Source organism: Flavobacterium sp., from assembly GCF_021151785.1.
Lineage (GTDB): Bacteria > Bacteroidota > Bacteroidia > Flavobacteriales > Flavobacteriaceae > Flavobacterium.
The window spans coordinates 1-14,071 of record NZ_JAGKWP010000004.1 but is presented as its reverse complement, the minus strand read 5'-3'; the positions used below and the strand labels follow the sequence as shown (position 1 = coordinate 14,071).

The 14,071-nt window shown below is 33.1% G+C and carries 9 protein-coding genes and 1 tRNA gene; 3 read left to right on the top strand and 7 right to left on the bottom strand.

The window, feature by feature from the left end:
- The first annotated feature begins 30 nt into the window (after positions 1–30).
- Positions 31–106, top strand: a tRNA-His gene (locus QZ824_RS00890).
- A 96-nt stretch (positions 107–202) separates the two neighbouring features.
- Positions 203–1,114 (top strand): site-specific tyrosine recombinase XerD, encoded by a 912-nt coding sequence (xerD, locus tag QZ824_RS00885; RefSeq protein WP_291274161.1) that lies wholly within the window; start codon positions 203–205, stop codon positions 1,112–1,114.
- Here xerD and QZ824_RS00880 read toward each other — a convergent pair.
- Positions 1,111–2,238 carry a methionine aminotransferase gene (locus QZ824_RS00880; RefSeq protein ID WP_291274160.1) on the bottom strand — a complete coding sequence of 376 codons (1,128 nt, stop codon included), beginning with the start codon at positions 2,236–2,238 and terminating at the stop codon, positions 1,111–1,113. The two genes, xerD and QZ824_RS00880, sit on opposite strands and share 4 nt — an antisense overlap.
- A gap of 86 nt (positions 2,239–2,324) precedes the next feature.
- Complete coding sequence (locus QZ824_RS00875; protein ID WP_291274159.1) at positions 2,325–5,366, bottom strand: choice-of-anchor I family protein; 3,042 nt, start codon at positions 5,364–5,366, stop codon at positions 2,325–2,327.
- 199 nt (positions 5,367–5,565) lie between these two features.
- Between QZ824_RS00875 and QZ824_RS00870 the strand changes: the two genes are divergently transcribed.
- Positions 5,566–6,126 carry a hypothetical protein gene (locus QZ824_RS00870; protein WP_291274158.1) on the top strand — a complete coding sequence of 187 codons (561 nt, stop codon included), beginning with the start codon at positions 5,566–5,568 and terminating at the stop codon, positions 6,124–6,126.
- Between the two features lie 92 nt (positions 6,127–6,218).
- Here the strand turns inward: QZ824_RS00870 and QZ824_RS00865 are convergent, their stop codons facing one another.
- The 5 genes from QZ824_RS00865 to QZ824_RS00845 all read right to left on the bottom strand — a co-directional run bounded on the left by QZ824_RS00865 (position 6,219) and on the right by QZ824_RS00845 (position 14,008).
- Positions 6,219–8,015, bottom strand: a complete 1,797-nt coding sequence (locus QZ824_RS00865) for an acyl-CoA dehydrogenase family protein (protein ID WP_014387924.1) — start codon at positions 8,013–8,015, stop codon at positions 6,219–6,221.
- A gap of 22 nt (positions 8,016–8,037) precedes the next feature.
- Positions 8,038–9,219 (bottom strand): acetyl-CoA C-acyltransferase, encoded by a 1,182-nt coding sequence (locus tag QZ824_RS00860; RefSeq protein ID WP_291274157.1) that lies wholly within the window; start codon positions 9,217–9,219, stop codon positions 8,038–8,040.
- 2 nt (positions 9,220–9,221) lie between these two features.
- Positions 9,222–11,612 (bottom strand): 3-hydroxyacyl-CoA dehydrogenase/enoyl-CoA hydratase family protein, encoded by a 2,391-nt coding sequence (locus tag QZ824_RS00855; protein ID WP_291274156.1) that lies wholly within the window; start codon positions 11,610–11,612, stop codon positions 9,222–9,224.
- Positions 11,613–11,640: 28 nt separating this feature from the next.
- Positions 11,641–12,081, bottom strand: coding sequence for a MarR family transcriptional regulator (locus tag QZ824_RS00850; protein WP_291274155.1), 441 nt, complete (start codon positions 12,079–12,081; stop codon positions 11,641–11,643).
- Between the two features lie 145 nt (positions 12,082–12,226).
- On the bottom strand, positions 12,227–14,008 hold the full coding sequence (locus QZ824_RS00845) for a long-chain fatty acid--CoA ligase (protein ID WP_291274154.1): 1,782 nt from the start codon (positions 14,006–14,008) through the stop codon (positions 12,227–12,229).
- Between the last annotated feature and the right edge of the window lie 63 nt (positions 14,009–14,071).

Here is a 14,071-nt window from a genome sequence, read left to right as displayed (position 1 = left end):
TAATTGCTATATATTTGCACTCGTAAAAATGGTGATTGTAGCTCAGTTGGTTAGAGCGTCGGATTGTGGTTCCGAAGGTCGTGGGTTCGAGACCCATCATTCACCCTTAAGTCCTGAGAAATCAGGACTTTTTTTGTTTATGTACTTTTCTATTACATCATTTTGATAGAATGTTTTATCTTAGCTTAAATTGTTTTCATAAATGGCAAATTGGCAATCTTATATCAAAGAATATCAAAATTATTTGAAGTTAGAACGTGGTCTATCAAAAAATACTATTGAAAACTATACATTTGATATAGATAAATTAGTTTTGTTTTTGACTACTCATAAAATCGATGCTACACCTTTAACTATCCAAGAGGAAGAAATACAAGCGTTTATATATCAAATTGCCTCCCAACTTAATGCGCGTTCACAAACCCGAATAATTTCTGGATTAAAAAGTTTTTTCAATTATTTAGTATTTGAGGATTATCGTTCGAATACTCCAATGGAGTTAATTGAGGTTCCAAAGGTAGGAAGAAAATTGCCGGATACGCTTTCGACTGAAGAAATTGATTTTTTAATTGGAGCAATAGATTTAAGTACACCTGAAGGGGAACGAAATAAAGCAATGTTGGAAACTTTATATAGTTGTGGTTTACGGGTTTCAGAATTAATTTCTTTAAAAATTTCTGATTTGTTTTTTGAAGAAGGTTTTATAAAAGTTACAGGAAAAGGAAATAAACAACGTTTTGTGCCCATAAGTTCTTCAACTCAAAAATACATTGAAACATATAAAGATTTAATTAGAAATCATATTTCCATTCAAAAAGGATTTGAAGATACTTTATTTTTAAATAGGAGAGGAAAACAATTAACTAGAGCAATGGTTTTTACAATTATAAAAGATTTAGCTCTTAAAATTAACCTCAAAAAAACAATAAGTCCGCATACCTTTAGGCATTCATTTGCTACACATTTGCTTGAAAATGGAGCGGATTTACGTGCTATTCAATTGATGTTAGGGCATGAATCTATTACTACTACAGAGGTTTACATGCATTTGGATCGTAAGCATCTTGCTCAAGTAATGGAGGTATATCATCCTAGAGGAAAAAAAAGGTTTTAAATTTTATTTAGTTTTTCAGCGGCTGCATATAAAGTTTCTTCTGTTTTGGCAAAACAAAATCGCAACATGTGCCGATCTGTATGATCACTATAAAAAACAGATATTGGTATGGCAGCTACACTATGTTTTTGAATTAACTCTTTAGCAAAATCCAAGTCTTTTTTTGTTGATATTCTGCTGTAATTTACTATTTGAAAATAGGTGCCTTCACAAGGTAATAAGTCAAATTTACTATCTTTCATTAATTCTTGAAACAGATTTCTTTTTTGTTGATACATTTTTGAAATTGCTTCAAAATCAACAAGTTCTAAATATTCCGAGATGACATGTTGAGAGAAACTATTCACACTGAAAACTTGAAATTGATGTACTTTTTTTATCTCATTCATTAGTTGTGCTGGGGCAATAAGGTATCCTATTTTCCAACCTGTAACATGTAGTGATTTTCCAAATGAAGAAGCGATAATAGTTCGGTCAATTAATTTTGGACGTGTATTAAATGAAATATGAGGTTGTGAAAATGTTATATACTCATACACTTCGTCTCCTAAAAGCATTACATGAGGATGTTTTTCTAAAATAGTTTCCAGTTGTTCGAAATCAGTTTTTGTCCAAACTTTTCCTGTAGGATTGTGCGGGTTATTTATAATGATTAATTTGGTTTTAGAAGTAATAGCTTTTTCAATTTTATTAAAATCAGGAGTATAATCTTCTCTTAGTGAAACCCGTATAGGCTTGCCACCAGCTACTAATATTGATGGTTCATAACTATCATAGCTTGGATCCAATATCACAACTTCATCACCATTTGAAATGAAAGTATTAATTGTCGTGAAAATTCCTTGTGTGGCACCCGCAGTTATTATTATTTCTGATGAGAAGTTTATTTTTCGATTGTACTTTTTTTCTGTTTGCCAAGCTATTTTTTCTAATAATGATGGTACACCAGCCATTGGTGCATATTGATGGATGTTTTGTTTTATTAGGCGACTTGAAATTTCTAATAATTGATTATCCTCTGGAAAATTAGGAAATCCTTGAGAAAGATTAATAGCTTGGTAATCATTCGCTAACTGCGACATTACAGAAAAAATACTAGTGGTGATTTGTGGTAATTTTGACATGCAATAAAGATACAACTATTTATAATGTAGTGTAAAAAATAAACCAGCTTTTATAGGCTGGTTTATCATTTTTAGAAGATGTAAAATTACTTAACAATTAATTTTTGAATTTGTTTCTTACTGTTTTTTACGAGATAAATACCTTTTGCCCAATTTTTAGTATTAATAGTTAAAGCATTTTTCTCTTCAAGAATGAGTTTTCCTGTAAAATCAAAAATTTGTATATCCGAAGGTCTATTGAAATATACGACACCGTTTGATTCTGTGGGGTTAGGGAATAAATTAAACGTTGCTTCTTGAGATGTAAAATTAGGTACATCTAGTGTATTTGTAGCCACTTCAAATATTGTTATGGTACCACTAATCTCATTAGCAATTAAAATATAAGGAATTCCAGTAGGGCTATTTGTTGCAGAGATATAAGTGATTCCTTCAGGGCCATTATCTCCCCCGTAAGCTGAAGTATTTCTACTATTTTTATAATCTACAAAAGTAACATTATCAGGGTCGGTAATGTTATAAACCATGACACCGCCTACACGCTCAAGAGAAATAAAAGCAAAAGTTTGCCCCCCTATATTAGCAAGCGTTATTCCTTCTGGTTCAGGACCTTTTGCTCTACTTCTATTTTTTAAAGAATTACTTTCGTGATCAGAATTGAATAGAGAAGGATATTGTGTTGCTGTATATCTTTCAAAGTCATCACCACTATCAAAAACAATTTGTTTTGTATTTGTATTAAATATGGAGAATGAACGTGAACCTAAACAGAAAACAGATTCATATGCTGTGTCTGCATCTAGATTTCCATTTATATTAGTTACTCTAAATCTTCCTAAGTTATGATTTTGTTTTAAAATGCTTGCTTGAGGGAAGATAAATGTGTCAAGATTATATGTACTTGCACCAACTGTAGTTCTCTCAGTAAAACTACCATATTCTTTTTCGTCACCTTCATTTGCAGTTACAATATATGTTGTTCCGTTAATGGTATAATTAGCTAATGCATCAGGAATGTAGTAAGCTTGCATAGGCCAGTTAGCAATGAGAATTTGACCATTGTTGTCAGAAACATCAAAACCATTTCCAGGTAAACTTATGTCTTTTGTACCTAGGGCCCAAATATCAGAAATGGTGTTATTTGTTAGGTTAATTTCTGCAATAGCATTATTCTCCTGAAGTGTTACCCAAGCTTTTTGAGAGTCAGCACTTATTGTAATATATTCTGGTTCTAAATCTTGTGATAATGTACTAGTTGATTTTATTTTTCGTACGCCAGATGCTAGTAAAGGTGTTTCAACTGCATTGTAAGATGTAAAGTTGAGTGTTGTTACTTGGCTTTGTGAAATTCCAGTAATACCATTAGATATATCAATAATGCTAATGGAACCTTCTGGATCAATAGAATAGTCAGTGTTTGGTTGTCCTTCATTTGCTGTTAAAACCTTTGTGCCATCGGGAGAAAAAGTAATCATGTCAGGAAGTGCCCCCACAGTAACTTGCTTTAAAAAGACACCATTTGTATTGAAAAAAACAACCGAACCAGCTTGCGTTTCATCTGCATTTGGTGAAGCCACAGCAACAATTCCATTTTTTACAGCAACGCTTGTTACGCCTCCGTACACATTCATATTGATTGATGAAATTAAGGTTGGTGAAGCAGGATTGCTAAAGTTTATAATATCCAAGTATCCAGCAACAGCACTTGTGGTAAAAAGCCGTTGTGTTGCAGGGTCGTGTACCACAATTTCGCAAGTACTTGTATTACTTCCTGATGGATCAAAGCTACCTAAATAATTTAATTCTATTTGTTCTGAAGCAATTGGCGCCTGACTGTCGTTATCAATAATATAGATAGTAGAATTTGGAATTCCAGAAACAGTTAGTCCAATTGGGTTTTCTAGGCTTATGACTACATATTCTGCATGTTGTTCAGCTATGGTATCGTCAATAATTGTAATAGGTATATTTAGTGTTGAACCACTTGAATTATTTAAGTTGATAGTTTGTGTTGAAATAGAAAGATCATTAGCGTCAGCCGTACTAAAAGGAGCTGTTTTTACAATAATATCAATACTACTTGTAGCTGGATTAGTTATGTTGAGTACTAAATTTATAGTACCATCACTTTCTTGAGTAGTAACGAAATTTGATGCTAAAGATATACTTGTATTTGCTGTTGTGAAGCTGCTTGACTGCAACGTAGAAATCGCATTATTGCTCTCGTCTTCCACACTATTTGCTAGTAAAGCAATATAATACGTTTGATTATTTGATAGAATACTATTAGGTATTATCGTTATGACATTATTATCAAAAGTAGCGTCAAACGGAATCAAATTGCCAGAAGCATTATTCAATCTTAATTCTACTAGTGCATCAACATTTGTACTATTTATAGCTGAGTCATTGAGTAATCTAACATTTTCATTAAAGCTAATAGTAGGTTGAATAGATGTAGCTACGTTTGAAGCTAAAGGGGCAGGATTGAAAGTAGGAATAGGAGCTAAGTTATCTAAACCAGAACTAGGTTGCCCCTCTACAGTAAAATTATCAAATCTATTATTACCCACTATGCCACCTAAGCCTTGGGAAAAAGTTACTTTTAGTTTAAAATTTGGATTATTGTTCGCTCCTGAAATTGTAGAAAAATCAAGAGAAGCAAGTGCCGGATCTCCATTATTTGGCGTAATTGAAATATAATCAATAAAATCTGTTCCATTAATGCTATAAGCCCATTGTTGTATACCCGCACCAGAGCTTGATCGGCGTGTAGCAAATTTTATGATGATATTTTGATAACCTGTTGTTGGAATGTTAAACTGTAATGCTCCACCAATGGGATCATTAAAACGTAAATGACTACCGGAAACATCTCCATTTCTTGCATTTAAATTTTGAAGATTAAAATTTTGGCCAGTACCACCTGAAGCATCTATTGTGCTAATACCACCAGCTATAGCATTTAGTGCGCATCCTGAAATTAGAGAAACATTTGGAGAAGTTAAATTTGCAACGGAACTATTATTATTGAAATTCCAATAGTGCAATAAAGTTTGTGAAAAAACAGATGTACTGCAATGCAAAACGAGAACGAAAAGTAACTTAAAGATGTAATTCTTGAACATAGTTGTGTGTTTATATATTGCGTACAAAAATCCTTGTTAGATTTAAGATTACTGTGAATAGAACACTAAATCTGTTTTATGAGAAAATTATCAAATTGTTAGATGTTTTTTTTAAATTAATATATTAGTGAAATTGTATTGATTTCAATTTTTCAATTTGTTTACATTAAGGTTGTTTATCTTTGTTGAAAAAGATATTTTGAGAATAATTATTTTAACCCCAATGGAAATAGAGCGTGATAAAGTGTTAGCGGCTTTAGCACGAATAGAAAACAAAAAACACAAGTATGAAATATTTGTTTCAGGAATTGGAAGGGAAAGTACCGCTAAGAGTATGATGAATTTACCAGAACATGATGTTTGTATCTTGATGGGATTTGGTGCAATAGTTGGTAAAGTATCAAATTTACCTGAATCATTGCATTTGGGTAAACCAGTTGAGATAACAGAGGCCTCAATCTATGGTTATGAAGGAGGATTGTTTGAAAATGGCGCTCCAATTACGACAAGAGCTCATTTAAACTTACCTTGTTTACATTCTTTAACATCTGATAAATTTGTTAGAACAACAGATTTACCAGAAAAAATAGTGGTAAACATGGAAGATTATACTTTTATGTATTTAAAAAAACCACAAGATTTTATTGTTCGTATCATTTCTGATTTTTTACCTCACGAAACGGAGATTGATTTTTTTGAAGAAGTGAAGAGAATTGACTTTTTTGTAGCTCTTAATGAGATAAATATGAATTTAGAATAGGCAATTTTTATTAAAAATTATGTCATTAATAAAGAAGCCGTTTCTTAATAGAAACGGCGACTTTTCAAACAAACTAAACCAAAACATTGCTACTAGAAAGCATACTGGTTTTCAGTAATTAATTTTGCAGCAATTTTTTCTCTTAAAGCCACTACATTTGGCATATTTACATATTTTGTATAACGACGTAATCCCATTAACATCATACGTTGCTCGTCTCCTTCAGCAAAAGAAACAATTCCTTCTTTTCCTTTTTGAGATACAATATCAACTGCATGATATAAATATAACTGCGCCATCGCAATTTGTTCTTGTGCTTGAGATTCACCTACTTTTTTAGCTAATTTTTCAACTCTCAAAATAGTACTTTCAGCCATGTAAATTTCAATTAACATATCTGCAGCTGCCATTAATAATTGTTGGTGTGACTCTAAGTCTGGTCCAAATTTTTGAACAGCAGCCCCTGCCACCATTAAGAATGCTTTTTTCAATTTAGCAATCATTTCTTTTTCTTCAGCAAATAATTCGGTGTAATCTGGTGTGTCAAATGAAGGAATTCCCATTAATTCTTCAGCAACTGCCATTGCAGGTCCTAATAAATCTACATGACCTTTCATTGCTTTTTTAACTAGCATCCCTACAGATAACATACGATTAATTTCGTTAGTTCCTTCGTAAATTCTAGCGATACGAGCATCTCTCCATGCAGATTCCATAGGAGTATCTTCTGAGAATCCCATACCTCCAAAAATTTGGATACCTTCATCGGTACAATTTTGCACGTCTTCTGAAACAGCAACTTTTAAGATAGAACATTCAATAGCAAATTCTTCTACCCCTTTTAATTCAGCTTCTTGGTGTGTATTTCCTTCAGCAATTCTCGATTCAATTCTTTCTTGGATACTACCTGCTGCTCTGTATGAAGCACTTTCACCAGCATAAGTATTGGTTGCCATTTCAGCTAATTTAGCTTGAATTGCTCCAAAATTAGCAATAGGTGTTTTAAATTGTACTCTTTCATTAGCATACTTAACTGCACCAGTTACGGTACGTCTTTGCGCTTCTAAACATGCTGCTGCTAATTTAATACGGCCAACATTAAGTGCGTTCATGGCAATTTTGAATCCTTCACCACGACCAGCTAACATATTTTCTACAGGTACTTTAGTTTCATTAAAGAATACCTGACGTGTAGAACTTGCACGGATACCTAATTTGTGTTCTTCTTCACCTAAAGTAATACCATTGTTATTGTTCGGATCGTATTCAACAATAAATCCAGTGATATTTTTATCATCTTCGATTCTTGCAAAAACAATCATTAAATTACAGAATCCTGCATTAGATATCCACATTTTTTGACCAGAGATTAAATAATGTGTTCCGTCTGCAGAAAGTACCGCTTTAGTTTTACCTGAATTAGCATCTGATCCTGCGCCCGGTTCCGTTAAACAATATGAACCAAACCATTCACCCGAAGCTAATTTTGGTACATATTTTAATTTTTGTTCTTCTGTACCATATAAAGTAATAGGCATAGTACCAATACCTGTATGTGCTCCAAATGCAGTTGAAAAAGAACCTGTAGCTCCAGAGATATAGTCACATACTAACATAGTATTGATGAATCCCATTCCTAAACCTCCGTAAGCCTCTGGAACAGCTACACCTAAAAACCCAAGTTCACCTGCTTTACGCATACACTCTTCAGTATAAGCATAATCTTTCTTTTCAAATTTATCTTTATGAGGCCATAATTCTTTATCAACGAATTCTTTTACAGAATCACGCATCATAATTTGTTCTTCATTAAAATCTTCTGGTGTGAAAATGTCTTCACATTTTGTTTCTTTTACTAGGAATTGTCCTCCTCTTGTGATATCTTTCATACTATTTTGTTTAAGTTGGTTATTAAATTAATTCGAAAATTCCAGCAGCTCCTTGTCCAGTTCCTACACACATAGAAACCATTCCATATTTAGCACCTCTAATTTTCATTTCATCAAATAATTGTACAGATAATTTAGCACCAGTACAGCCTAGAGGGTGGCCTAAAGCAATAGCTCCTCCATTAACATTTATGATTTCAGGATTTAAATTTAACTCTCTAATAACGGCTAACGATTGTGCAGCAAAAGCTTCATTCAACTCTATTAGATCAATTTGATTTTGATTTAATTTGGCTTGAGCTAAGGCTTTAGGAATAGCTTTTACAGGTCCAATTCCCATGATTCTTGGTTCAACACCAGAAGCGGCATAGCTTACCATACGAGCAATAGGTTGTAAGTTTAATTCTTTAACCATTTCTTCGCTCATAACCATTACAAAAGCAGCACCATCACTCATTTGAGAAGAATTCCCCGCTGTAACACTTCCATCAGCAGCAAATACAGGTTTTAATCCTGATAAAGCTTCAATAGAAGTACCTGCTCTTGGACCTTCATCTTTTGCAACAGTATATGATTTCGTTTCTTTTTTACCCTTTTCGTTAATAAATGTTTGTTCAACAGTAATAGGAACTATTTGGTTATCAAATTTGCCTTCAGCCTGAGCTTTTAAAGCTTTCATGTGCGATTGATAAGCAAATTCATCTTGATCTGCACGAGATACATTAAATTGATTAGCAACTGCTTCTGCAGTTAAACCCATTCCCCAATAATAATCTTCATGTCCGGCAGCAGCCACCTTATAATCAGGGGTCGGTTTATAACCACCCATTGGTATATAACTCATGCTTTCAGCACCACCTGCAATAATACAATCTGCCATTCCTGATTGAATTTTAGCTGTTGCCATTGCAATAGTTTCTAATCCAGAAGCACAATATCTGTTTACGGTTACTCCCGGTACATCATTTACTTTTAATCCCATTAATGAAATTAAACGACCTACATTTAAACCTTGTTCGGCTTCAGGCATGGCGTTTCCAACCATAACATCGTCAATTCGAGCTTTATCAAACTCCGGTAATTGCGACATCATAAATTCGATTGTTTCAGCAGCCAATTCATCTGGTCTTTTGAAACGGAACAATCCTTTTGGTGCTTTTCCAACGGCTGTTCGATATCCTTTAACAATATATGCTGTTTTCATTTTTAGTTTCTTAGTGGTTTTCCTTTAGTTAACATAAATTGGATTCTTTCCAAAGTTTTTCTCTCTGCGGTTAATGACAAGAAAGCTTCGCGCTCAAGGTCTAATAAATATTGTTCAGACACTAATGTGGATTCAGATAAATCACCTCCAGCCATTACATAAGCTAACTTATTAGCAATTTTTTTATCGTGTTCAGAAATATATTTACCAGCCTCCATTTGGTCTGTACCAACTAAGAACATACCTAAAGCTTGTTTTCCTAATACTTTAATATCTTTTCTAGCGGTAGGTTGTGTGTAGCCTTGTTCGGCCATTTGAAGTGCCACTTGTTTTGCAGTTGCAATTTGACGGTCTCTATTGACAACAACAATATCTTTATGTTTTTGTAAGATACCTAAATCATAAGCTTCATAAGCAGATGTAGCCACTTTAGCCATACCCACTGTTAAGAAATATTCTTGTAAAACATTCAACTCAACATCGTTTTTTCTAAAGGTATCCGCTGCTCTTAAAGCCATTTCTTTAGAACCACCACCACCTGGAATAAGTCCAACACCAAATTCAACTAATCCAATGTATGTTTCTGCTGCAGCTACTGCTTTGTCTGCATGCATAGTTAATTCACATCCACCACCTAATGTCATACCATGTGGGGCAGCAATTACAGGAATAGAAGAATAACGACAACGCATCATTGTGTTTTGGAACATTTTAATGGCTGCATTTAACTCGTCGTATTCTTGTTCAACAGCCATCATGAAAATCATGGCTAAATTAGCTCCTACAGAGTAATTGGTTCCTTGGTTTCCTATTACTAAACCATTGTATTCTTTTTCAGCAATATCAATAGCTTTGTTAATTCCTTGTAAAACTCCAGCGCCTATTGAATTCATTTTTGAAGTGAATTCTAAATTGATGATACCATCTCCTAAATCGGTTATAATACTATCGCTGTTGTTCCAGATTTTTTTATTCTCTCTTATATTATTTAGAATGATAAAGGCATCTTGTCTTGGAATTTTTTCTGCGGATTTTGAAGGAATAGCGTAGAAGTAAGTAGCGCCATCTTTTACTGAATAAAAAGAAGTAGTTCCAGTAGCTAACATTTCATTAACCCAAGTCGCTGGTTCATAACCTTCGGCTTTCATAATTTCAATTCCTTTTTCAACCCCAATAGCATCCCAAATTTCAAATGGACCATTTTCCCATCCAAATCCAGCTTTCATAGCATCGTCAATTTTATAGAATGCGTCTGTAATTTCAGGAATTCTATTAGAGCAATAAGCGAACATAGCCGCAAAATTCTTTCTGTAGAAATCACCTGCCTTGTCTTTTCCTTTTACTAAAACTTTGAATCTATCGATTGGTTTGTCGATTGTTTTTGTTAATTCTAAAGTTTGGAAAGAAGCTTTTTTATTCGGACGGTATTCTAAAGTATCTAAATCTAATGATAAGATATCTTTTCCTTCTTTTTTATAAAAACCTTGGCCTGTTTTACTTCCTAACCATTTGTTTTCCATCATTTTATTGATGAAATCTGGTAATTTAAACAAATTATGTGCTTCATCAGTAGGGCAGTTTTCATAAATTCCATTGGCAACATGTACTAATGTATCCAATCCTACCACATCAACCGTTCTGAAAGTGGCTGATTTTGGTCTGCCAATAACTGGTCCGGTTAATTTATCTACTTCTTCAATGGTTAATCCCATTTCTTTAACTTGGTGGAATAAACTCATGATTCCGAAGATTCCGATTCGGTTACCAATAAATGCAGGAGTATCTTTTGCTACAACTGAAGTTTTACCTAAGAATTTTTCACCATATCCATTTAAGAAATCCAATACTTCTGTTGATGTTTTTGGACCAGGAATGATTTCGAATAATTTTAAGTAACGCGCAGGGTTAAAGAAGTGTGTACCACAGAAGTGTTGTTGAAAATCTTCACTTCTTCCTTCACTCATAAAATGAATTGGAATTCCAGAAGTATTTGATGTTACTAATGTACCTGGTTTTCTAAATTTGTCAATTTGTTCAAAAACTATTTTTTTGATGTCTAATCTTTCAACAACTACTTCAATAATCCAATCACAAGTTGCAATTAGCGCCATATCATCTGTTGTGTTTCCTGTAGTGATTCTTGAAGCAAAACTTGAATGGTAGATAGGTGATGGTTTTGATTTTAATGCAGTTGTTAAATGTTCGTTCACTAAACGGTTTCTTACAGCTTTGTTTTCAAGCGTAAGCCCCTTTTTTTCTTCAGTCTCTGTAAGCGCATTTGGAATTACGTCTAAAAGCAACACTTCCACTCCAATATTAGCAAAGTGGCAAGCGATACCGCTACCCATGATTCCAGATCCGATGACAGCAACTTTTTTGATAGTACGTTTCATCTATTTGTTTGTTTTTTATTTTAGTTAGTTAATCTTCTTTGAATATTTTTTTATCATTAATAAGATCATTAATCACTTCAGCAACTTCCATAAAATGCTGTAACTGTTCTTCAGTAACATGAGCTTTAACCGTTTCATTAAAACGCAAAACGGTTTCTTTAGATAATTCTCTTTTTTCTTTTCCTTCTTTGGTTAAATATAATAAAACGCCACGTCCATCAGAAGGATTTTTTTTTCGTGTAATTAGGCCTCTTTCTTCCATAGACTTTAAAGTTCTAGTTAAACTTGTAGCTTCCATACCCATCCTAGGGCCTAAGGATGTAGAGGGAGTCCCCTTTTCTTTATCAATACTTAATAGCGCAAAACCCGTGGCCATGGTAGCCCCATATTTTGTCGCTTCTTCATTATACATTCGCGCAACTGCTTGCCAAGTAGCACGTAAGGCATAATCAATAGTTTTATCTTTCATTTGATTTGTTTTAGTTTGTTTGATTGTTTGATTTTTCAAATATAAAAAAAAATACTATGCACGCATAGTATTTGGGTTCTTTTTTTTCAATCTTAATATTTTTTTAACATATAAATAAAAAAATCCGCTTTTCAGCGGATAATTCTTATTCGTGGTTGTATATTTTTTGATATAAATTTTTATATCTTTCTAAGATAATTTTTCTTCTTAATTTCATTGTAGGGGTTAAATGGCCAGCCTCTATAGACCAAACATCTGGTGTTAATTCAAAACGTTTTACTTGTTCCCAGTTACCGAATTTTTGGTTGTAGTGGTCTATTTCTTCTTGAATGCGTTTGATAATTAATGGATTTGCTATGATATCCTCATTTGTTTGACCTAATTTTACTTCTGGATGCTTAGTAGCCCAATCTTTTATAAAATCAAAACTTAGTTGAATGAAAGCAGCAGGCATTTTTTCACCTTCCCCAATTACCATAATTTGTTCAATAAACAGGGATTGTTTAAAGGTGTTTTCTAATAATTGTGGTGCCACATATTTTCCGCCAGATGTTTTAAACATTTCTTTTTTACGGTCAGTGATTCGTAAAAAACCATCAGAATCAAATTCTCCAATGTCTCCAGTGTGGAAATAGCCATCTTTTAAAGCTTGGTTGGTTTGTTCTTCATCTTTATAATAGCCTATCATTATATTTGGCCCTTTGCATAAGATTTCACCGTCTTCAGCAATCTTAACTTCAACACCATTTAATACTTTTCCAACGGTACCCACTCTAAAACCGTTGTTTCTCATATCATTAACAGATATTACAGGTGATGTTTCTGTCAGACCATAGCCTTCCATTACTGGAATTCCAGCAGCAGTAAAAGTTTTTGTTAATCGCTGTTGTAATGCAGCACTTCCAGATACTAATAATTTTAATTCTCCTCCTAATGCCTCTTGCCATTTTGAGAAAATTAATTTTCGGGCAATTTTTAATTGAAATTCGTAAAGAAACCCATTTTCACTGTAAGGTTTGTATTGAACACCTAAACCTGTAGCCCAAAAGAATAATTTCTTTTTGATACCAGTTAATTCATGACCTTTAGCCATAATTTTATCATATACTTTTTCTAAAAGTCTTGGTACTACTGTCATTACATTAGGATGTACTTCTTTCAAATTATCTGAAATTTTATCAATACTTTCAGCAAAATAAACAGATACACCAAAATATTGGTACAAATACAAAATCATTCTTTCAAAGATATGGCAAATAGGAAGAAAACTTAATGCTCTGTAACTTCCTGGAGTAAAAGGTACTCTTTCGGCCGACATTAAAACATCTGATACAATATTTTGATGTGTCAACATTACTCCTTTAGGTTTTCCAGTTGTACCAGAAGTGTAAATAATAGTGGCTAAATCAGTAGTAGCAATACTTTCTTTTCTAGCCTCAACTTCATTTTGGTTAGAATTATCCGCGCCTAAATCTAAAAGTTCTTTCCAATTTTTCACATTTTTAATTTCGTTGAACGAATAAATCTCAACTAAATTAGGCAAGTTCGCTTTAACAGCATTTAATTTATTATATACTTCTTCGTCTGAAACAATACAATATTTAGATTCCGAATGATTTAAAATATATTCATAGTCTTCAGCGGCAATCGTTGGATATATCGGAACTGTTTGTGCTCCTGTTTGTAAAATACCAATGTCAAAAATATGCCATTCTGTTCTGTTGTTAGAAGAAATAATGGCTACTTTATCATTTTTTTGAATGTTAAGTCTTAAGAATGCTCTTGAAATCGCATTAGCTTTGTTCAAATATTCTTCGGTTGAGGTTTTAACCCATTCGTTTCCATATTTTGTAACTAAAGCATCGGGTAAATTGTATTTTTCTAATTGATAGTATGGGAAATCAAAAAGTCTGGTAATATTTGACATAATTTTACAATTTTTTGGTTTTGCAATTTATTAAAAAAATGAATAGATAATCATAAAATTACA

Coding starts and splice junctions, on each gene's coding strand:
- xerD (WP_291274161.1), top strand. CDS start 203: ATGGCAAATTGGCAATCTTATATCAAAGAATATCAAAATTATTTGAAG.
- QZ824_RS00880 (WP_291274160.1), bottom strand. CDS start 2,238: ATGTCAAAATTACCACAAATCACCACTAGTATTTTTTCTGTAATGTCG.
- QZ824_RS00875 (WP_291274159.1), bottom strand. CDS start 5,366: ATGTTCAAGAATTACATCTTTAAGTTACTTTTCGTTCTCGTTTTGCAT.
- QZ824_RS00865 (WP_014387924.1), bottom strand. CDS start 8,015: ATGAAAGATATCACAAGAGGAGGACAATTCCTAGTAAAAGAAACAAAA.
- QZ824_RS00860 (WP_291274157.1), bottom strand. CDS start 9,219: ATGAAAACAGCATATATTGTTAAAGGATATCGAACAGCCGTTGGAAAA.
- QZ824_RS00855 (WP_291274156.1), bottom strand. CDS start 11,612: ATGAAACGTACTATCAAAAAAGTTGCTGTCATCGGATCTGGAATCATG.
- QZ824_RS00850 (WP_291274155.1), bottom strand. CDS start 12,081: ATGAAAGATAAAACTATTGATTATGCCTTACGTGCTACTTGGCAAGCA.
- QZ824_RS00845 (WP_291274154.1), bottom strand. CDS start 14,008: ATGTCAAATATTACCAGACTTTTTGATTTCCCATACTATCAATTAGAA.